Source organism: Anaerostipes sp. MSJ-23 (assembly GCF_018918155.1).
In the GTDB taxonomy this organism is placed as follows: domain Bacteria; phylum Bacillota; class Clostridia; order Lachnospirales; family Lachnospiraceae; genus Anaerostipes.
Window position 1 is genome coordinate 177,825 of record NZ_JAHLPY010000003.1, and the last position, 18,451, is coordinate 196,275.

Genomic DNA, 18,451 nt, shown 5'->3' on the forward strand with positions numbered 1-18,451 from the left:
GAAGTTTATCTTAGTAGGAGTTTAAATTCCTTTCAAGCAAGGAATACTTTAATTGATAAAACTTCTCGCTTTTTCCTATGGACATTTTGGAAAAGATAGCGTATGATACAGGTAGTTAGTTAGTCAGGACTAACCTAAAGGAGGAACCAGATGAGGTATCGATTGGAATTAAGTCAGGTAAAGTGGAAAAAAAATATGCAAATGCAGATTGCAATGCATTGTGGTCCTGTATTTGCAGGAATCAAACCATCCAATACAGTTACTTTAAATCTTGAAGATTCTAGAGAATTGGTGGAAACTTTTCAGGGGAGTGAAATCAAATGTGCATTAATTTATGCAGGATCTGGAAAATGCTTATGGCTTTTATATCGCGAATGGGACGTTCAGCAATATTTAATGAAACCAGAGCATCAGAAATTTTTAAGGGACTGTGGATATTCATCCTTTCAGTTAAAAGACATTCTTCATGCACTAAGGGGACGGTATCATTCTTATCGAAATGGTGCACAAGAGTTCCCTCACGAGCTTGGCTTAATTCTAGGATATCCTCTATGTGATGTTTTGGGCTTTATACAACATCATGGTCAGGATTACCTGTATTCCGGATATTGGAAAATTTACGGAAATTTATCCAATACAAAAAAACTTTTTGATGCTTACGATCTGATCCGTTATCAGATGGTGAAGCAGGTAGAATACGGGAAATCTCTTAAAGAGATCATGGAAAGCTATAGCAGATACAGGGTTCCAAGTTACGCATGACAATAACAACGACATCAAACAAAAAAACAAAATGTTCGCAAGGAGGATATGGAAATGAGCGAAATCGTGGTTGCATACTGGTCAGGAACAGGAAATACACAGGAAATGGCAGAATATGTTGCAGAAGGAATCCGTGAAGGTGGAAAAGATGCAAAAGTTGTTTCTGTTGATGAAATTAGCGCTGCAGATTTAAAAGACGCACCAGTATTTGCACTTGGATGCCCATCTATGGGAGTGGAAACACTGGAAGAATCCACAATGGAACCATTTGTTGAAGAAGTAACAGGATTTGCTACAGGAAAAAACATTGGACTGTTCGGATCTTACGGATGGGGAGATGGAGAATGGATGCGCAATTGGGTTGACCAGATGGAAGAAGCAGGAGCTACTGTATATGGTGGAGAAGATGCCATTTGTCAGGAAGCACCAGATGATGATGCACAGGAAGCATTAAAAGGTCTTGGAAAAGAGCTTGCAGCTTTATAATTAAGAAAAAAATAATGGCTGGATATGTTTAATATCCAGCCTTACTTGAAACTTTAGATAGAATGAAAAGGAGAAAATTATGAGTGTGGTAATTATTGGGGGACATGACCGTATGGTTTGTCAGTACAAACAGATATGCAAGAAACATAAGTGTAAAGCAAAGGTATTTACTCAAATGCCATCTGCATTGAATAAAAAGATAGGAACACCAGATTTGGTTGTGTTATTTACGAATACGGTATCTCATAAAATGGTAAAATGTGCGGTCGCAGAGGCAAAAAATAAAAATATTGAAATTGTAAGATGTCATACAAGCAGTCAGGCGGCATTAACAGAAATTTTAGAAGAAAGATGTAAAGCAGTGTGAAGATCTATGTACAGAAAAAATGATTGCAGTTAAAGAAGAATCCTTCCACAGGGAAAGGTTCTTCTTTTATTGTAATCATAAAAATAAGATTGTTTCTTTTAAAAAAATATGACAGAGAGATATTGACAGAAAAAAAATAATCTGCTATGGTACAAGGTAGCAATGGTTAGAAAATGCTAACTTTTGTTAGGAAAAACTAATATTTGTTAGCAATAACTAATCCCAAAAATAGTATATTTACGAAGGAGAAGATAAAAGATGATGCCTTTGATGATGGTCGGAATCGGCGAAAGATGTGAGATCAAAAAAGTCGGTGGAAATGACGAAACAAGAAGATTCTTGGAAAATCTTGGATTTGTAGCAGGAACAGAAGTTGAAATTGTATCAGCAATCGGAGGAAATGTGATTGTAAATATCAAAGACTCTAGAGTTGCGATTAATAAGGATATGGCAAAGCATATTATGGTATAGGCTTGTTATATTATTCTGATGCTCATTTTTTATTACATAAAATTCATCGGAATGGAATAGATAGAATGTTAAGAAAGGAGATAGCAGCATGACTTTAGGAGATGCAGCGGTAGGAACAACTGTTGTCGTAACAAAAATTAGTGGCGATGGTGCTTACAAACGTCGTATCATGGATATGGGAATCACAAAAGGAAGTGAGCTTTATATCCGTAAAGTGGCACCTTTAGGTGACCCTGTTGAAATTACAGTAAGAGGCTATGAGCTTTCTGTAAGAAAGAACGACGCTCAGTGCGTAGAAGTAAAAGAGGCATAGGAAAGACTTTACATGAAAATGGACGTAAGTCCAAGGGAGGTAAAAAGAAAAAATGGCTATTAATATCGCGCTTGCGGGTAATCCGAACTGTGGTAAAACAACCATGTTCAATGCCCTGACAGGAGCCAACCAGTATGTTGGTAACTGGCCGGGAGTTACCGTTGAAAAAAAAGAAGGAAAACTAAAGGGGAAGAGAAAAGGTGAAGATATTACGATCACTGACCTTCCTGGTATTTATTCTTTATCACCGTATACTTTGGAGGAAGTGGTTAGTCGTGACTTCCTTTTAAATGAAAATCCAGATGTCATTATTGACTTGGTAGATGCGACAAATATTGAACGTAACTTATATTTGACAACACAGCTGATTGAAACTGGTGTACCGGTTGTTATCGCTTTAAATATGGCAGATTTGTTGGAAAAACGTGGAATTAAGATTGATATTGAGCGTCTTTCCATGTTACTGGATTGTCCAATTGTTCAGACATCAGCATTGAAAAATGAAGGTCTTGACGAAGTTGTTGACGAAGCAATCCGCGTTGCAAAGAAAAAGACTGTAGATCTTCCAAAAGAGATCTTCTCAAAGGAAATTGAATCTGCAATTACAAGAGTAAAAGATGTACTTCCAACATCGATTACAGAAGACAAAAAAAGATGGTATGCAGTTAAATTCCTGGAAAATGACAGCAAGATTGTAGAAAGTACAGGTCTTGCAGGTTCCGGAGCAGCTGTTGTTGAAGAAAACAGAAAGAAAATTGAAAAGGCCCAGGATGATGATATGGAAAGTATTATCACAGACGGACGTTATCAATTTATTCAGAAAGTTGTATCAACAACTGTGAAAAAAGGTGGAGCAAAATTAACAGTATCAGATAAGATTGACCGTATCGTAACAAACCGTATTCTTGGTATTCCAATCTTTATCGCAATCATGTTTGTTGTTTACTATATTTCTGTAACAACTATTGGTACTCTTGTAACAGACTGGACAAATGATACCTTTGTCGGAGAAATCATTCAGCCGGCTGTCAGTGGATTCTTGACAAATATTGGTGCTAGTGATTTAATCAATGATCTCGTTGTTAATGGTGTTATCGGTGGATTAGGAGCTGTTCTTGGATTCGTTCCTCAGATGGCAATCTTATTCCTCTTCTTATCTGTCCTTGAAGATTGTGGTTATATGGTACGTATCGCATTCGTTATGGACCGTGTATTCCGTCACTTTGGATTATCAGGAAAATCTTTCATTCCTCTTCTGATTTCTTCAGGATGCGGAATCCCTGGTATTATGGCATCTAAGACCATTGAACAGGACAACGACAGAAGACTGACAATTATGACAGCAACATTTATCCCTTGTGGTGCAAAACTTCCAGTTATTGCCATGATGGGTGGTGTTATGACAAGTTATGCAACAGGAAGCTATGAAGCTGGTGGACTTATGGCACCAATCATGTACTTCGTTGGTATTGTAGCCGTATTAGTTGCAGCAATTATCTTAAAGAAAACAAAACCATTTTCTGGAAAACCAGCTCCATTCGTAATGGAACTTCCACAGTATCATATTCCATCTGCTAAGACAGTATTGCTTCATGTATGGGAAAGATTAAAAGGATTCATCATCAAAGCTGGAACAATTCTGTTCCTTGCATGCGTTGTAATGTGGTTCTTAAGTGGATTCGGATTTACACATGGAAGCTTTGGAATCGTAGAAGACAGTGGAGACAGTTTATTAGCTGTAATCGGTGGATTTATCGCACCAATCTTTGCTCCACTTGGATTTGATAACTGGCAGGCAGTTGCATCTTCTTTATCAGGATTCTCCGCAAAAGAATCTATTGTATCTACAATGGGTGTCCTTGCAAATGTAACAGGAGACGCTTCCGAAGATGCAGTAACAGTAGCACAGGCGGTAAGACAGTGGTTCCCAACTTCCGTTGCAGCCTTCTCATTCTTACTGTTTAACCTGTTAGATTCTCCTTGTCTTGCAGCAATTTCTACAATGGCAAAAGAAATGCAATCTAGAAAATGGTTCTGGTTCGCAATTCTTTTCCAGAATGTATTCGCTTATGTTGTTACATTGATTGTATATCAGTTAGGAACATTTGCAACAGGCGGATCTTTCGGTGTTGGAACTGTTGTAGGTATCGTATTATTGATTGTAATGTTATATTTACTGTTCAGACCAGATCCATATAAAGATCAAAAAGTTTATGCTAAGAGATCCGTTCAGGAATAATAGATATTAAAATAAGGAAGCTGGGTGCGATGCATCCGGCTTCTTATTTTCAAAGGAGGGAGAAGCATGCTGGCAAATATTGTTATTGTACTTTTGATTGTAGGATATTGTGCTTATATCATTTATACTCGATTGATTAAGAAAAAAGGTGGGTGTGGCGGTGATTGTGCCGGATGCTCTGGATGTAGCAGCCATACGGATTTTAATAAGCACTCACACAAGAAAGGGAAATAGCTTATGGGAAATTCAACAGGTTCTATGTTTTATGCATTTGCAATTTTTATCATTCTTTATATCGTTGGAGTTTCAGCTTATCAGATTTATAAATTTATTCAAAAAAAATTAAAAAATCGTGGAGATTCTTCAAAATAGAGAAAAGAAAAATGATAGTATAGAAATTGTAAAAGAAAAAAGATGCTTTGGTCACTTCCTAAAAGTTTCCAAAGCATCTTTTTTAATTGTTATCTTTTTTTAATGTATTTAGATGTTCCTGAGAACGCAGATGTTCTTTAATTGCATCAAAACTTTCAGGGCTAATTACATGTTCCATGCGACATGCATCCTCTGTTGCGATCTCAGTTGGTACACCGAGATTAACGAGCATGGTAGATAAAACCTGATGTCGTTCATAAATAGTTTCTGCGATTTTTCGTCCGGCATCTGTCAGAGAAATAAATCCATCATTATCCATGATAATGAGATCAGCCTGACGAAGATTTTTCATAGCGACACTGACGCTTGGTTTGGAAAAATTCAGTTTGTGCACGATATCAATCGAGCGAACTGCTCCTTTTGTCTGGCTCAGGATAAGAATAGTCTCTAAATAATTTTCAGCGGATTCTTGTACTTTCAAAAAAGATTCCTCCTTGATTAAATCATATTTTGCGTACAGTGCAATACTTCCTTCATTCTGTTTCTATGTAATTTTAGCATAAAAACAAGGTGTTTTCAATCCGTGGTATTTGAGAAAAAATGTTGGTAGATAAATATACAAAAAAAATACAAAAAAATTGAGAAAAATAGTTGACAAATTGGTTAGACAATGCTAACCTATAAGTGAATTAGATGAGACTAACTCATCGATCCTTATATAGTTTAATAATCAATGATGGAACATGATAGACGGATAGAGTGACATGCCATAGGCTTTATCCGTCCATTATGTAACAAAGGACAGGGTGTAAGATCATGAGTCAAGAACAAGTAGAAAAAGCATTACAAAAAAATGGAAAAAGAATTACCCAGCAGAGAAAGATTCTTCTGGATGTTATATTAAATGGTCAGTGGGAATGCTGCAAAGAAATTTATTATGAAGCAGTTAAGCGAGATCCTACGATTGGAATGGCCACTGTTTATCGTATGATGACAACATTGGAAGAAGTCGGTGTTATGGAGCGCAGATGTGTCTTCCGTGTAAGAGACGAGATAGAATTGCCTTCTTAGTCTGGTATGACAGACAGATGAGACTGTTTGTTTAAGATTAGATCCATACATAACAAAACAAAGCAAAAATTAAGAAAGTATTTGGTTTCTTTCAATGAAATCAAATACTTTTTTGTTTATAATAAAAAAAGAAAGGAGAGAGCGTTTGTGAAAAAAACAATATGGACAATCTTATTTTTTTTATGTGCTGTAGTTTTTTGTTATAGTGGGTGGAAGTTGTATCAGTCTCTTTATTCTTATAAGGAAGCAGATCATGAATATCGGGAAATTAGAAAAATTACTGAAAAGAAGGAAAAATCAGGAATTGATTTTAAAAAATTAAAAAAGATAAATCCAGATATTATAGGATGGATTTATATAGAAGGAACTAGGATTGATTATCCAATTGTACAAGGAAAAAATAATCAAGAATATCTTCATAAAACAGTTCAAGGGAGGAAGAATGCTTCGGGATCTATTTTTATGGATGCAAAAGGGAAAAAAGATTTTACTTCTGATAATAATGTGATTTATGGACATCATATGCGTAATGGATCCATGTTTGCAGATCTTATGAAATTACGAGAAAATTCTTTTGTAAAAAAACATCCTTATATCTTTTTGTATACTCCAAAATATAAACTTCGTTTAAAAATTATTTCTGCATATGCAAAACCTGCAGCTGGTGCACAGATTCCAATTGACTTTTCTAGTCGGAAAGAGAAGAAAAAATATATGGAAAAAATACAAAGAAGCAGTGAGATTTTAGAACAAACAGCGTACAAAAGAATTCCGAACCATCTTTATACTTTTGTAACATGTAGTTATGAAAGAAAAGACAATCGGACATTTGTTCATGCTGTAGAAAGTGAAAGAACATATGAAATGGAAACGAAGAAATAAGATAAAAAAATGGATAATAGCAATTATAGGAGGTTTGACTATTATTATAGTGATAGCAGTACTATGGGAAATTCGTAATATTGGTTGGCCAATTACGACAAAGGTACATAATGGAAAAATTCAAGTGATCGATGTTTCGTTTTATAATGGTACAATCAACTGGAAAAAAGTAAAAGATCAACAGATTAATCATGCGATGCTGAAAATAGGATCAGGGATTGATAGGAATCATAGGGGGAGTGAAGATAAGAAGTTTGCAGTAAATGCTCGGAATGCAAAGTATGCTTCCATTTATCGTGGCGTTTATTATTATTCTTATGCAAAAAATATAGATGATGCAAAAAAAGAGGCACAGCATTGTATTTCTATTTTAAAAAAACATCAGATAAAACCATCTGATTTAGATTTGCCGGTTGCACTTGACATAGAAGAAAAAAGTGTTTTTCAGACAGGAAGAAAAAATGTGACGGCAATTACAGTAACATTTTGTAAGGAAATAAAAAAAGCCGGCTACACACCAATGATTTATTCACAGGCATATGCTCTTAGAAATTATTTTGATTATAGTAAAATAAAAAGTTATAAAATATGGGTAGCACATTATACAGAGGCAATAATTCCTGCAATTCCGTTCTCTTATCAAATGTGGCAGTATACATGTAAAGCATCGATTCCAGGAGCAAATACAAAAAGTGGACATTGTGATGTTAGTTATTACCGAGTAAAATATTGAAAGGAGCTGGAATTTCCAGCTCCTTATCATTAAATGGATGATTCCATCAAAATTAATGTAATTGTCCTGCAACTTCTATAATGAAAGCAATAAAAATACAAATGCCAATAGCAATCCAGTAAGAAATACTGGATGCTTTTTCTTTTGGCCATGTTTTACGGATATCTTTTGAAAACCAAGTTTTTATATAACCAAGTCTTCCATTGAGTTTAGCAATCGCAAGGAACAGAAGAATACTCAAAACAGCTCCTAAAAAAGCAGATGGGATTAATATAATGACAGAATCCCAAGTTGTAGTTTGTGCTACTGTCGAAGAGTTTAAAATCTTTGACAAGGTTCCTGAATGGTACATTATATATGATATAGCAACTGAAAGTCCGTTAAAACACATATGCATCAGCATCGTAGAAAAAATACTGTCGGTAGCTTCTATAACGAGTCCAAAAACGAGTCCAAGAAAGAAAGCATAACAAAATTGCTGAAAGTTCATATGCGCAAGTCCGAAAAACAATGCAGATAGTAAAATTCCCTTGATAGGATTTGCTTTTCGAAGTCCAGAGTAGATAATTCCACGGAAAGTCATTTCTTCTACAAGACCAGGAAGGAATGCCATAGTGGTCAAAGCAGGAATTAATCCGTTGGAAAGCTGGCGATTGATGGAAGATGTTGTAATATCCTGAAAAATCATCGTGCCCATTTGGCTGATAAGTGAGGCAAATGGACGAATCGTAAGTGACATAAGAATCACAAGAATTATGGAACCAACATGCATTTTATGAAGACGTAATGTCTTTTTGATGTCTTTTCCACTGATTATGGTAAATAAAATGCCGCATAGAGCGATTCCAACATATACGATAGCATTCGTGATCTGCGAGTTTGGAATCAAGATGGAGACCCCAAAACTTAAACACCAAAAGACGCCAAGATACAACAAGCAAAAAAATCCGGTCGATTGAAAATATTTCATACGAAAACATCTCCTTTATTTTTTGATGATGCCTGTTTTGGTAATAGTGATTTTTCCTTCTTTCAAAAGGCGACCGACGGCTCGTTTAAAAGCATTTTTGCTAAGTCCGAGTTCTCTTTCAATTACGGCTGGTTTTGCCTTATCATTAAATGGAAGACGACCATCATAACTATCAATCGTATCCATGACAAGTTTTGCATCACGGTCCATTTGAAGATAAGCTTTTTCATGAGGGCTTAATTCCAGTTTGCCATCTGGAGCAACTTTTGTAATACGAAGATGAAGTTGTTCACCGATGGAGATTTTCTCATGGATCTCTTTTTTAGGAATTCGTCCAAGGTACTGGTCTTCTACAGCAACGAATGCTCCATATTCTGGATGAATATTATAAATTGTTCCCATAACCCAGTCATTGACATGATAAGAATGATCCTGAGATAAAAGTTGTCCGATTTTCATTGTAGCACATAAACGAGAACTTTTATCGATGTATAAAGAAACAAGATATTCTTTACCTGCACGAACTCTTCCGAGCTGCTCTTTAAATGGAAGGAAAAGATCCTTTTCCAGTCCCCAGTCAAGAAATGCACCAATAGATCCTACTTCCTTTACCATAAGTGGACGGATTGCGCCAAGTGTGATTTTAGGAATGTGAACAGTGGCAATTGGACGATCTTCAGAGTCTTTGTAGACAAAACATGAAATTTGATCTCCAATAGAGGCACCATCTGGTACTTGCTTTGCGGGAAGTAGGATACTTCCTTCGGTAACATCTTTTTTGTCATTGACATAGACACCAAAGTCTTTTTTCTTTACAATATATAAATCTTGAAATTTTCCTAATTGAATCATTGTTTCTCCTCTTTCTGTAATTATTCTTATCACAGTATATCATAGTTTCCTTAGGTTGTGGTAAAATAACGACAGGAGGAATTGTTATGGAAATAAAAGAACAGTATTCTTTTGATGAATTAGTAAAAATCATAGAGGAACTTCGAGGAGAGCATGGATGTCCATGGGATAAAAAGCAAACACATAAGACATTGATTCCATGTCTTAGGGAAGAGAGTGAGGAAGTAGTAGAGGCGATTGAAAAAAATGACATGGAAAATTTAATGGAAGAACTTGGTGATGTGTTGCTTCAAGTAGTTATGCATGCAAGAATCGGAGAGGAAAACAAAAAGTTTGATATAAATGATGTGATTACTGGAATTTGCCAGAAAATGATACGTAGGCATCCTCATGTTTTTGGTGGGATACAGTTTCAGGATGAGGAAGAGCTCCTTTTGAACTGGGAAGAAATTAAACGTCAGGAAAAACAACTCAAAAAGAAGGCAAAGTAGCATAAAATCAAGGTTTTCGTATATTTTTTACTTGACAAACAGGACAAAAAACTATAGGATTAGCTTATGCAAATTCAAGAGCATAGATAAATATGTTTGGATTGAGATTAGGAGGAATAATAAATGAACAAGACAGAATTAGTTGCAGCAATTGCAAAAAGAACAGAATTGTCTAAAAAAGATGCAGAAAAGGCATTAAAGGCATTTACAGATGTCGTAGCTGAAGAGCTTAAAAAAGGTGAAAAAATCCAGTTAGTTGGATTTGGAACATTTGAAGTAACACAGAGAGCTGCAAGAGAAGGAAGAAATCCTCGTAGTGGTGAAGTTATGAAAATTGCTGCTTCTAAAGCACCAAAATTTAAAGCAGGAAAAGCTTTAAAAGACATTGTAAACGAATAGTTAAGAAGTTCATTTAATTTTTACAGCTGTCGGTTTCTCGTTTAAGAACCGGCAGCTTTTGAGTTTTTAGGAGGTATATATGCGCTTAGATAAATTTTTAAAAGTTTCACGTTTGATCAAAAGAAGGACCGTTGCTAATGATGCATGTGATGCAGGTCGTGTCAGTATTAACGGGAAAGTAGCCAAGGCAGGAACAAATGTAAAACCAGGAGATCGTATTGATATCCAGTTTGGAAATAAAGAAGTTTCTGTTGAAGTTTTAGCTGTTATGGATACTGTAAAAAAAGATCAAGTAGCAGATTTATATCGTTATTTATAAGCATGTTTTTTTAAATCTTTTCATAAAATATACCCTGGAGAGGACATAAGCGTTTCCGTATATTAAAGTGGAAGGAGAAACAGATATGATCGAAGACAGACAACCTTTAAAGACGCATAAGATCAGTCTTTTAAACAGATCCCTTGGTGTGATTACTGGTGTTCGAGATGTTGTATCTTTTGATTTAAATGAAATCATTTTAGATACAGAACAGGGACTTTTGATGATTAAGGGAGTTAATCTCCATGTAAAACGCCTGTTAGTGGAAAAAGGTGAGGTGGAGATTGATGGAAAAGTGGATAGCTTTTTGTATTCGGATATGGAAGAGTCAAAGGGAACAAAAGAAGGGTTTCTTGGAAGGTTGTTTAGATAATGAAAGAAGCAGTGATCGGACAATTGTTCTTTTTTTTCGCCTCTGTTTTATTTGGAAGTATTTTACTGCTTGGGTATGATATTATGCGTGGATTTCGGAGAGTATGGATACATCATCGTTTTTTCGTTATGCTGGAGGATATGATTTTCTGGTTCCTGTCAGGTGTAGCAAGTTTCCGATTTTTATGTTGGTACAATCAGGGACAGTTGAGGGGATTTTTCTTCTTTGGATTAGGAATTGGAATGATTTTTTATTATAAAAAAATTAGTATTTATACAGTGAAGATTTCTAGCTTTTTATTTGAAAAAATACGAAATAGTATAGTATGGAGCTTTCAGAAAATAGCAGCTCCATTTGTACATATCAGAATTCGAATTCGATGGAAATTGAAAAGAGAGAAGAATGATATTAAAATGGTACTGAGGAGAGCAAACAAAAGAGGTGATCAGAGTGAGAAGAAAAAGGAAATTTAGACGAATGAAAAAAAGAACAAAAGTTCTTACATTTATGGTAATGCTTTTTGTTATTTGTGTCTTTTGTGGATATACTCGTCTGCATCAAAAATCAAAAGTACTAGAAAAAGAACAGAAACAAGTAGAGGCTGATATCCGGAAAGCAAAGAAAAAGAAACAAGAATTGAAAGAGAAGAAAAAGTATATAAAAACAAGAGAGTTTGTGGAAAAAACAGCAACAGAAAAATTTGGTTTGTTGTATCCGGATGAATATTTGTTAAAACCGAAAGAATAACAGAGAAAATGTACGAAAAAGATTGAAATTTCAGGTTAATCGGTATATCATGAAACTGTGAATACACTCATATAATTTTCAAGGTAAGAGGCGGAGAAAGAATTCTTCGTCTCTTACCTTTTTAAATTTAAGATTAGAATGTTAAAATATCCTGGTCTTGTGGAACATATAAGTTTCCAGTGTAGAATGCAAGCCCTTCTTTTTGATAATTTTCCTGCCGATGTGCGATATCTTTATCCTCGGTATGCCATAGAACAAGATTTGGAATATTTAATTGTTGTGCCAACTGGCAGGCATCTTTTACGGTACTATGATGTTTTTCATATGGTTTGAAAATATCTCGGTCACGATAAAGACAGAATGCTTCATGAAGAAGCCAATCGGATCCTTCAATAAAAGGAAAAAGACTTTCATGATATGGTTCATCTCCTGGGAATGCCAGTTTTATGCCTTGTTCCATTTGCAGAGAGAAACCGAATTGTTTTTCTTTTGTTGATTCGATATCAAAAAAAGTAAACAGATCACCGAGAATTTCTTTTTGATCTTTATGTTTAACAATGTGAAATAACATGCGATCATCAAAATATTTATGAAATTTTTTGCCAACGGTTAGGCGTGTGAGTGTTTTAATTGTATCTTCCAATTCTTTGTGACAGTAAATATTTAAATTTCCTTTATAAGTCCCTTTGTTCATCGCTGTTCCAATCATCCGGATCATCCAGACCATTCCTAGAATATGGTCATTATGAGCATGAGTAACAAAAATATGATGGATGTGTTCGAGAGGGATGGAAGCTTGATCAAGAGCAGATAAAATTCCATTTCCACCTCCAGCATCTACAAGAAAATATTCTTCTCCTTTTTTCATGGCAAAGCATGTGTTATAGCAGTGAATAGCCTGGGCATTTCCAGTACCAAGAACAATTAATTTTTCCATGAGAACTCCTTTTTATGTTTTTTCTTAATTATACGATATTTTTGCATTATATCGACAAAAATTTTTATGAAAAATATTTATGATAGGCGCAAGGAGGGATTGTGTATGGAAATTGTAAGAAAAAAAGAAGAAGAAGAAAATCGATTATTTTTGGAATTTCAGGAGATGATTGATTATCATATGAAAGAAATACAGCAATGTTTGATGACTGCAGGAAAGTTATTTTATGACTGCGAGGAAGAAGAAGAGCAAGGACGTCTTGGGAGAGAGATAGTGGAAAGTGCAGTTTTAAAAGAATGTGTCGGATGCCATGAGAAATATTATTGCCATTTTACAATGGAAGACAAAGATCGGCTTGGAAAGTTAATGGAAGCACAAGGTGGTTTAAGTGTGGCAAATTTTAGAAGTTGTCATTCTTGTCGCAGGGAGCAGGATTTTGTCGATGAAATCAATCGTATTTATGAGCGAGAATTATTTTTGGAATCGCTAAGACGTGGGGTTGTTCAGCTTCAGCGTATGGTAGGACGGCAATATATGGAAGCTGGAAAAATGCTTGGAAAATTTTCTGAAGGTGGATTTCATTTATCAAAAGAAAATCAGGATATTTATGAAAAAATTTTTCATGGATTTGCAAAGAGTTCGATTAAAGTAAGAGAAATTTATTTTTATGAAAATCATGAAAATGGCAAACAGATTTATTTGTTCTTGAAGAAAAAAAGGGGAAAAGAAATGACATCCAGGCAGGTAGCAGCTCTCTTATCTGATTGTCTGCAAAGAAAAATGCAATTGATTCCTGGACAAAAAAAGATTATTGGAAATCGTTATGAAATGCTTGGATTTACGCCAGCAGTAAAATTTCATATTCTTGGGGGAATTGTTACAAAACCAGCGATAGAAGGTCAGACCAATGGAGATAGTTTTTCGATGGGAAATATCGGAGAAAGAAAATATGTTGCAATGATTTCTGATGGAATGGGAGTCGGAAAAGAAGCAGGAAAGCAGAGTCGTAAAACGATAGAAATGCTTGAGGAACTTCTTGGAGTTGGAATGAAAGAGTCACAAGCAATTTGTCTCCTAAGGTCTATGTCTATTTTTCAGCAAAAAAAAGATCAGTATGCAACACTTGATTATTTTCAGATGGATTTATCAGCCGGCGTCGGAACTTTTTTAAAAATTGGTGCGTGTCCATCTTTTTTTAAACGAAAAGGGAAAGTGGAAGTTTTAGAAATGGAAGAGCTAATTGCAGGACTTCCTATAGAAGAAGAGCTCCCGTTTTATAGAAAAAAAATGGAAAGTGAAGATCTTTTAGTACAGCTAAGTGATGGAGTTTTGGATTCCATCGGAGAAGATGCAACCGCAACCATTGTAGAATATATGAAGGAAATTCGCTCCATTCGACCACAGGCATTTGCTGAAGAGCTATTTGAGAAGATTGTGTCGACGGATGGATATGAGAAAAAAGATGATCAGACGATTCTTGTTCTTGGAATATGGGATAAGTATTGAATAAATTTGTTTAGAATGATAAAGTTAAGGTATGGAAAAAGTAAAGACATTTATTGAAGAAAAATCATTAATAGAAACAGGAGATCACATTATCGTAGGTGTTTCTGGTGGTGCAGATTCTGTTTATCTGCTTCGGGTTTTGTGTAGTTTGCAAAAAGAGAAAGATTTATCGATTACGGCAGTGCATATTAATCATCAAATTCGAGAGGAAGCTGTAAGAGATCAGTGGTTTGTGCAAGATTTATGCAAAAAACTTGGAGTTTCATGTGAAGTGTTTTGCGTTGATGTAAAAGGACTTGCTCAAAAAGAAAAACTGTCGATAGAGGAGGCAGGAAGAAAGGCAAGGTATGATATTTTTTACAAAAAGCAAAAAGAACTTCAAGGGAAAATTGCAGTAGCCCATCATAAAAATGACCAAGCAGAGACTTTTTTATTTCGAGTTTCAAGAGGAACAGGAATTGATGGTGCTGGGGCAATGAAAGCAGCAGATTTTCCGGTGATTCGGCCATTATTATCAATGACAAAACAGGAAATTAAAAAAGAATTAGTACAAATAGGACAAACATGGGTAGAAGATGCAACAAATGCAGATGATACATATGCCAGGAATCAGATTAGAAATCAAGTGATGCCAAGACTTGAAAAAATCAATGAAAAAACAGTAGAGCATATTTGTTTTCTGACAGAAGATATACAGGAAGTCATGGGATATTTAAAAGAAAATATCAAAAATGCTTACGAGTATGTGGTTATAAAGAAGAATAGAAGTTTTCTATTAGATATTGAAAAGCTTGAGAGAGAGCATTCTTGGATTCAAAAACAAGTCATAAAGCGGGCAATGGAGGAATTGGCAGGAAAGAAAAAAGATTTGGAGAAACGCCATATTTTTGAATTGTTAGATCTGACAAAAAAAGAAACTGGAAAACGGATTTCCCTTCCTTATGGGATAATCGCTGAGAAAAGTTATCAGATGATTCTTTTATATCAGGAGAAAAATTATGATAATTCTGCAATTTCTGGGGAACTTTTGCAAGAGGAGACGAACGATTTTGGAAATATAGAGGAAAAAGATTGTATCCAAATCATTGATTATGATAAAATAAAAAAAGGTATACGATTACGCTGCAGAGAACCGGGAGATTTTTTTACATTTGGACCAGATGCCAAGAAAAAATCTTTAAGCCGGTATTTTATTGACGAAAAAATTCCGAGACATCAAAGAGATACGATTCCGTTGGTGGCAGATGGCAGCCACATTATATGGATTATCGGTCGGAGGATCAGCAGCTATTATAAAGTTTCGGAGAATACGAAACGATATTTAAAACTAAAGTTTATAAAAGAAGGAGAAAAAACAAATGCCAAAGATCAGAGAGTTAATTTCAGAGGAAAAAGTAAATGCAAGAATTGCTGAAATGGGGGCAAAAATCAGTGAAGATTATAAAGGAAAAGAAATTCACTTAATTGCAATCTTAAAGGGAAGTGTATTTTTTGCCTGTGAGCTTGCAAAGAGGATTACGATTCCGGTAACACTTGATTTTATGTCTGTTTCCAGTTATGGGAATTCCAGAGAATCTTCAGGAATTGTAAAAATTTCAAAAGACCTGGATGAACCAATTGCAGGAAAAGAAGTACTCGTTGTGGAAGATATTATTGATTCTGGAAAGACATTAAATCATTTAAAACCGATGCTTTTAAGCAGAGGGCCAGCATCTTTAAAACTTTGTACTCTGTTAAGTAAACCGGATCGTCGTGAAGTTGATGTAGATGTGGAATATATTGGTTTTGATATTCCGGATGAATTTGTTGTTGGTTATGGACTTGACATAGCGCAAAAATACCGTAATCTTCCTTATGTAGGAATAGCGGAGGATGACGAATAAGAGAGGAGACAGGAATTTGAACTCAAGAAAGAGCAGCAATGGATTTCTGATTATTTTGATTTTGCTTGTTATTGGAATTTATTATGTGGCAAGTAATTTTCATATGGGGGGAAATGATTATTCCTATCAGAAATTCCTGAATGATGTAAAGGCAGAAAAGGTTGTAAGTGTTACAATCGAGCAGAATAAAGAAGTACCAACAGGAAAACTGACTGCTTATTATAAGGATGATAGTTATAAAAATTGTGAGCTTACGGATGTGAATCAAACGATCAAAGATATTAAGGCAGATTCACCAAAACTTGTGAATAAAGTTAACATTAAAGGAATTAATCGAAGTGGAGAATTGATTTCTAACTTGCTTGGAATTCTTCTTCCATTAGGCGTTGTTGTGTTCTTTATGATTATGATGATGCGCCAAAATGGTGGTGGCGGCAATGGAAAAATGATGGATTTTGGAAAGAGTCGTGCAAAATTAAATAATCCAAATGGAAAGAAAGTAACATTTCATGATGTTGCTGGCTTGGATGAAGAAAAAGAAGAACTCGAAGAAGTTGTAGAATTTTTGAAAAATCCAGGAAAGTTTATGAAAATTGGAGCTAGAATTCCGAAGGGAGTTCTTCTTGTGGGGCCTCCGGGAACTGGTAAAACTTTACTTGCCAAGGCTGTTGCAGGAGAAGCGAATGTTCCATTTTTTAGTATTTCTGGGTCAGATTTTGTGGAAATGTTTGTTGGTGTAGGTGCAGCACGTGTTCGTGACTTGTTTGCGGAGGCAAAGAGAAATGCGCCATGTATCATTTTTATTGATGAGATTGATGCGGTTGCAAGACGAAGAGGTTCTGGTCTTGGCGGTGGACATGATGAAAGAGAGCAGACATTAAACCAGATGTTAGTTGAGATGGATGGATTTGGTGTCAATGAAGGAATTATTATGATCGCAGCGACAAACCGTGTTGACATTTTGGATCCAGCGATCTTAAGACCAGGACGTTTTGATCGTAAAGTCGGTGTAGGACGCCCTGATATTAAGGGAAGAGAGGAGATCCTTAAGGTACATTGCAGACAGAAACCTCTTGGAGATGATGTAGACCTTCATGAGATTGCAAGAACAACTGCAGGTTTTGCAGGAGCGGACCTTGAAAATCTGATGAATGAGGCAGCCATTCATGCAGCGAAGGATAATAGAGCTTATATTACAAAAGAAGATATTGATAAATCATTTATCAAAGTTGGAATTGGAACGGAGAAGAAGAGTCGTATCGTTCCAGAGACAGAAAAACGCATTACGGCATATCATGAATCAGGTCATGCACTTTTATTCCATTTGCTTCCTGATGTAGGTCCAGTTTATACGGTATCGATTATTCCGACAGGAACAGGTGCAGCTGGATATACTATGCCATTGCCAGAAAATGATAATGTCTTTATGACAAAAGGCAAAATGATTCAGACGATTATGGTAAGTCTTGGAGGACGTATTGCAGAAGAATTAATTTTTGATGATGTTACAACAGGGGCATCTCAGGATATTAAACAGGTAACTCAATATGCAAGAGCTATGGTGACACAGTACGGAATGTCTGAGAAACTTGGATTAATCAATTATGATAATGGGGAAAGTGATGAGGTATTCCTTGGAAAAGAAATTGGTCAGCAACGACCATATGGAGAGGAAACACAGACAATCATTGATCATGAAGTCAAGAGAATTGTGAACAAGTGTTATCAGGATGCAAAAGCAATGATTGAGGAACATATAGACGTTTTACACAAGTGTGCGGGACGTCTTCTTGAGAAAGAAAGAATTGATCGTTCAGAATTTGAGTCACTTTTTGAATAAAAATTAAAAAAAGACTTGCAATTTGCCTGACAATACAGTATAATCTTTAATTGTCAGGTAAATGCTTGGTGGGATTCCCGAGTGGCCAAAGGGGGCAGACTGTAAATCTGTTGGCAACGCCTTCGAAGGTTCGAATCCTTCTCCCACCATTTAGCCGCAGTGGCGGAACTGGCAGACGCGCAGGACTTAAAATCCTGTTCGAGTTAAATCGAGTACCGGTTCGATTCCGGTCTGCGGCATAATAGAAAGTACTTCAGATTTATTGTCTGAAGTACTTTTTTTCTTTATAGGAAAGTTCGCCTTTGGCTCCTTTCCAATGAAAAATAGCTCACGTAAAAGTGGGCAAGACAAATAAATGATCATGGAATTAGAAGAGATAAAAACCTTCTTCACCAAAATCATCATCGAGATTATCTTCATTTAAGAAATCATCCATGT

General features: G+C 35.6%; 25 protein-coding genes and 2 tRNA genes. 23 read left to right on the plus strand and 4 right to left on the minus strand.

What is annotated here, in order from left to right:
* Positions 1-150: 150 nt before the first annotated feature.
* From KQI71_RS04470 to KQI71_RS12690, 8 genes are all read left to right on the plus strand, one after another.
* On the plus strand, positions 151-762 hold the full coding sequence (locus KQI71_RS04470) for a DUF3793 family protein (RefSeq protein WP_216434461.1): 612 nt from the start codon (positions 151-153) through the stop codon (positions 760-762).
* A 54-nt stretch (positions 763-816) separates the two neighbouring features.
* Positions 817-1,248 carry a flavodoxin gene (locus KQI71_RS04475; protein ID WP_216434463.1) on the plus strand — a complete coding sequence of 144 codons (432 nt, stop codon included), beginning with the start codon at positions 817-819 and terminating at the stop codon, positions 1,246-1,248.
* A 79-nt stretch (positions 1,249-1,327) separates the two neighbouring features.
* Complete coding sequence (locus KQI71_RS04480) at positions 1,328-1,615, plus strand: DUF2325 domain-containing protein (RefSeq protein WP_216434465.1); 288 nt, start codon at positions 1,328-1,330, stop codon at positions 1,613-1,615.
* 258 nt (positions 1,616-1,873) lie between these two features.
* The gene (locus tag KQI71_RS04485) at positions 1,874-2,086 is read left to right on the plus strand and encodes a FeoA family protein (RefSeq protein ID WP_216434467.1); all 213 of its coding nucleotides are present in this window, start codon (positions 1,874-1,876) and stop codon (positions 2,084-2,086) included.
* Between the two features lie 88 nt (positions 2,087-2,174).
* Complete coding sequence (locus KQI71_RS04490; protein WP_216434470.1) at positions 2,175-2,399, plus strand: FeoA family protein; 225 nt, start codon at positions 2,175-2,177, stop codon at positions 2,397-2,399.
* Positions 2,400-2,451: 52 nt separating this feature from the next.
* Positions 2,452-4,638 (plus strand): ferrous iron transport protein B, encoded by a 2,187-nt coding sequence (feoB, locus tag KQI71_RS04495; RefSeq protein WP_216434471.1) that lies wholly within the window; start codon positions 2,452-2,454, stop codon positions 4,636-4,638.
* Positions 4,639-4,704: 66 nt separating this feature from the next.
* Positions 4,705-4,872 carry a FeoB-associated Cys-rich membrane protein gene (locus tag KQI71_RS04500; protein WP_216434473.1) on the plus strand — a complete coding sequence of 56 codons (168 nt, stop codon included), beginning with the start codon at positions 4,705-4,707 and terminating at the stop codon, positions 4,870-4,872.
* 3 nt (positions 4,873-4,875) lie between these two features.
* Positions 4,876-5,010, plus strand: coding sequence for a hypothetical protein (locus KQI71_RS12690; protein ID WP_256442115.1), 135 nt, complete (start codon positions 4,876-4,878; stop codon positions 5,008-5,010).
* An 82-nt stretch (positions 5,011-5,092) separates the two neighbouring features.
* On the opposite strand, the gene KQI71_RS04505 is transcribed toward KQI71_RS12690, so the two are convergent.
* Entirely contained in the window at positions 5,093-5,491 is a 399-nt protein-coding gene (locus tag KQI71_RS04505; protein ID WP_216434475.1) for a metal-dependent transcriptional regulator, read from the minus strand.
* 335 nt (positions 5,492-5,826) lie between these two features.
* Between KQI71_RS04505 and KQI71_RS04510 the strand changes: the two genes are divergently transcribed.
* From KQI71_RS04510 to KQI71_RS04520, 3 genes are all read left to right on the plus strand, one after another.
* Positions 5,827-6,081 (plus strand): transcriptional repressor, encoded by a 255-nt coding sequence (locus tag KQI71_RS04510; protein ID WP_216434477.1) that lies wholly within the window; start codon positions 5,827-5,829, stop codon positions 6,079-6,081.
* Positions 6,082-6,228: 147 nt separating this feature from the next.
* Positions 6,229-6,963 carry a class B sortase gene (gene srtB, locus KQI71_RS04515; RefSeq protein WP_216434480.1) on the plus strand — a complete coding sequence of 245 codons (735 nt, stop codon included), beginning with the start codon at positions 6,229-6,231 and terminating at the stop codon, positions 6,961-6,963.
* Complete coding sequence (locus KQI71_RS04520) at positions 6,941-7,696, plus strand: glycoside hydrolase family 25 protein (RefSeq protein ID WP_216434482.1); 756 nt, start codon at positions 6,941-6,943, stop codon at positions 7,694-7,696. The genes srtB and KQI71_RS04520 overlap by 23 nt, the downstream gene beginning before the upstream one ends.
* 52 nt (positions 7,697-7,748) lie before the next feature.
* Here the strand turns inward: KQI71_RS04520 and KQI71_RS04525 are convergent, their stop codons facing one another.
* Positions 7,749-8,666, minus strand: a complete 918-nt coding sequence (locus KQI71_RS04525; RefSeq protein WP_216434484.1) for a CPBP family intramembrane glutamic endopeptidase — start codon at positions 8,664-8,666, stop codon at positions 7,749-7,751.
* Positions 8,667-8,681: 15 nt separating this feature from the next.
* Entirely contained in the window at positions 8,682-9,518 is an 837-nt protein-coding gene (locus KQI71_RS04530) for a CvfB family protein (RefSeq protein WP_216434486.1), read from the minus strand.
* Between the two features lie 86 nt (positions 9,519-9,604).
* Here KQI71_RS04530 and KQI71_RS04535 point away from each other — a divergent pair, with 86 nt between their 5' ends.
* The 6 genes from KQI71_RS04535 (at position 9,605) to KQI71_RS04560 (ending at position 11,847) form a co-directional block, all read left to right on the plus strand.
* On the plus strand, positions 9,605-10,009 hold the full coding sequence (locus KQI71_RS04535) for a MazG family protein (protein ID WP_216434489.1): 405 nt from the start codon (positions 9,605-9,607) through the stop codon (positions 10,007-10,009).
* Between the two features lie 123 nt (positions 10,010-10,132).
* Complete coding sequence (locus tag KQI71_RS04540; protein ID WP_216434491.1) at positions 10,133-10,408, plus strand: HU family DNA-binding protein; 276 nt, start codon at positions 10,133-10,135, stop codon at positions 10,406-10,408.
* A gap of 79 nt (positions 10,409-10,487) precedes the next feature.
* Positions 10,488-10,727: an RNA-binding S4 domain-containing protein gene (locus KQI71_RS04545; protein ID WP_216434493.1), complete on the plus strand. Its 240-nt coding sequence runs from the start codon at positions 10,488-10,490 to the stop codon at positions 10,725-10,727.
* An 85-nt stretch (positions 10,728-10,812) separates the two neighbouring features.
* The gene (yabP, locus tag KQI71_RS04550; protein WP_216434495.1) at positions 10,813-11,100 is read left to right on the plus strand and encodes a sporulation protein YabP; all 288 of its coding nucleotides are present in this window, start codon (positions 10,813-10,815) and stop codon (positions 11,098-11,100) included.
* On the plus strand, positions 11,100-11,573 hold the full coding sequence (yabQ, locus tag KQI71_RS04555; protein ID WP_216434497.1) for a spore cortex biosynthesis protein YabQ: 474 nt from the start codon (positions 11,100-11,102) through the stop codon (positions 11,571-11,573). The genes yabP and yabQ overlap by 1 nt, the downstream gene beginning before the upstream one ends.
* Before the next feature lie 4 nt (positions 11,574-11,577).
* On the plus strand, positions 11,578-11,847 hold the full coding sequence (locus KQI71_RS04560; RefSeq protein ID WP_253287926.1) for a septum formation initiator family protein: 270 nt from the start codon (positions 11,578-11,580) through the stop codon (positions 11,845-11,847).
* A 133-nt stretch (positions 11,848-11,980) separates the two neighbouring features.
* Here the strand turns inward: KQI71_RS04560 and KQI71_RS04565 are convergent, their stop codons facing one another.
* On the minus strand, positions 11,981-12,784 hold the full coding sequence (locus tag KQI71_RS04565) for an MBL fold metallo-hydrolase (protein ID WP_216434499.1): 804 nt from the start codon (positions 12,782-12,784) through the stop codon (positions 11,981-11,983).
* Positions 12,785-12,889: 105 nt separating this feature from the next.
* Here KQI71_RS04565 and KQI71_RS04570 point away from each other — a divergent pair, with 105 nt between their 5' ends.
* From KQI71_RS04570 to KQI71_RS04595, 6 genes are all read left to right on the plus strand, one after another.
* Positions 12,890-14,290 (plus strand): SpoIIE family protein phosphatase, encoded by a 1,401-nt coding sequence (locus KQI71_RS04570; RefSeq protein ID WP_216434501.1) that lies wholly within the window; start codon positions 12,890-12,892, stop codon positions 14,288-14,290.
* A 31-nt stretch (positions 14,291-14,321) separates the two neighbouring features.
* Entirely contained in the window at positions 14,322-15,704 is a 1,383-nt protein-coding gene (tilS, locus tag KQI71_RS04575) for a tRNA lysidine(34) synthetase TilS (protein ID WP_216434503.1), read from the plus strand.
* Positions 15,649-16,173 carry a hypoxanthine phosphoribosyltransferase gene (gene hpt, locus KQI71_RS04580; RefSeq protein ID WP_216434506.1) on the plus strand — a complete coding sequence of 175 codons (525 nt, stop codon included), beginning with the start codon at positions 15,649-15,651 and terminating at the stop codon, positions 16,171-16,173. Before tilS ends, hpt begins: the two co-directional genes overlap by 56 nt.
* Positions 16,163-18,013, plus strand: coding sequence for an ATP-dependent zinc metalloprotease FtsH (ftsH, locus tag KQI71_RS04585; protein ID WP_216434508.1), 1,851 nt, complete (start codon positions 16,163-16,165; stop codon positions 18,011-18,013). The genes hpt and ftsH overlap by 11 nt, the downstream gene beginning before the upstream one ends.
* Positions 18,014-18,080: 67 nt before the next feature.
* Positions 18,081-18,162 (plus strand) — tRNA-Tyr (locus KQI71_RS04590).
* 4 nt (positions 18,163-18,166) lie between these two features.
* Positions 18,167-18,252 (plus strand) — tRNA-Leu (locus KQI71_RS04595).
* The last annotated feature ends 199 nt before the right edge of the window (positions 18,253-18,451 follow it).

Excerpts from the sequence above, each read along its gene's own strand:
- KQI71_RS04535 (WP_216434489.1), top strand. The coding sequence starts at position 9,605 with ATGGAAATAAAAGAACAGTATTCTTTTGATGAATTAGTAAAAATCATA.
- KQI71_RS04485 (WP_216434467.1), top strand. The coding sequence starts at position 1,874 with ATGATGCCTTTGATGATGGTCGGAATCGGCGAAAGATGTGAGATCAAA.
- yabP (WP_216434495.1), top strand. The coding sequence starts at position 10,813 with ATGATCGAAGACAGACAACCTTTAAAGACGCATAAGATCAGTCTTTTA.
- KQI71_RS04560 (WP_253287926.1), top strand. The coding sequence starts at position 11,578 with ATGAAAAAAAGAACAAAAGTTCTTACATTTATGGTAATGCTTTTTGTT.
- KQI71_RS04510 (WP_216434477.1), top strand. The coding sequence starts at position 5,827 with ATGAGTCAAGAACAAGTAGAAAAAGCATTACAAAAAAATGGAAAAAGA.
- KQI71_RS04565 (WP_216434499.1), bottom strand. The coding sequence starts at position 12,784 with ATGGAAAAATTAATTGTTCTTGGTACTGGAAATGCCCAGGCTATTCAC.
- KQI71_RS04500 (WP_216434473.1), top strand. The coding sequence starts at position 4,705 with ATGCTGGCAAATATTGTTATTGTACTTTTGATTGTAGGATATTGTGCT.
- KQI71_RS04525 (WP_216434484.1), bottom strand. The coding sequence starts at position 8,666 with ATGAAATATTTTCAATCGACCGGATTTTTTTGCTTGTTGTATCTTGGC.
- KQI71_RS04540 (WP_216434491.1), top strand. The coding sequence starts at position 10,133 with ATGAACAAGACAGAATTAGTTGCAGCAATTGCAAAAAGAACAGAATTG.
- KQI71_RS04490 (WP_216434470.1), top strand. The coding sequence starts at position 2,175 with ATGACTTTAGGAGATGCAGCGGTAGGAACAACTGTTGTCGTAACAAAA.
- yabQ (WP_216434497.1), top strand. The coding sequence starts at position 11,100 with ATGAAAGAAGCAGTGATCGGACAATTGTTCTTTTTTTTCGCCTCTGTT.
- KQI71_RS04475 (WP_216434463.1), top strand. The coding sequence starts at position 817 with ATGAGCGAAATCGTGGTTGCATACTGGTCAGGAACAGGAAATACACAG.
- hpt (WP_216434506.1), top strand. The coding sequence starts at position 15,649 with ATGCCAAAGATCAGAGAGTTAATTTCAGAGGAAAAAGTAAATGCAAGA.
- KQI71_RS04570 (WP_216434501.1), top strand. The coding sequence starts at position 12,890 with ATGGAAATTGTAAGAAAAAAAGAAGAAGAAGAAAATCGATTATTTTTG.
- KQI71_RS04545 (WP_216434493.1), top strand. The coding sequence starts at position 10,488 with ATGCGCTTAGATAAATTTTTAAAAGTTTCACGTTTGATCAAAAGAAGG.
- KQI71_RS04470 (WP_216434461.1), top strand. The coding sequence starts at position 151 with ATGAGGTATCGATTGGAATTAAGTCAGGTAAAGTGGAAAAAAAATATG.
- KQI71_RS04520 (WP_216434482.1), top strand. The coding sequence starts at position 6,941 with ATGAAATGGAAACGAAGAAATAAGATAAAAAAATGGATAATAGCAATT.
- feoB (WP_216434471.1), top strand. The coding sequence starts at position 2,452 with ATGGCTATTAATATCGCGCTTGCGGGTAATCCGAACTGTGGTAAAACA.
- KQI71_RS04530 (WP_216434486.1), bottom strand. The coding sequence starts at position 9,518 with ATGATTCAATTAGGAAAATTTCAAGATTTATATATTGTAAAGAAAAAA.
- KQI71_RS12690 (WP_256442115.1), top strand. The coding sequence starts at position 4,876 with ATGGGAAATTCAACAGGTTCTATGTTTTATGCATTTGCAATTTTTATC.
- KQI71_RS04480 (WP_216434465.1), top strand. The coding sequence starts at position 1,328 with ATGAGTGTGGTAATTATTGGGGGACATGACCGTATGGTTTGTCAGTAC.
- ftsH (WP_216434508.1), top strand. The coding sequence starts at position 16,163 with ATGACGAATAAGAGAGGAGACAGGAATTTGAACTCAAGAAAGAGCAGC.
- tilS (WP_216434503.1), top strand. The coding sequence starts at position 14,322 with ATGGAAAAAGTAAAGACATTTATTGAAGAAAAATCATTAATAGAAACA.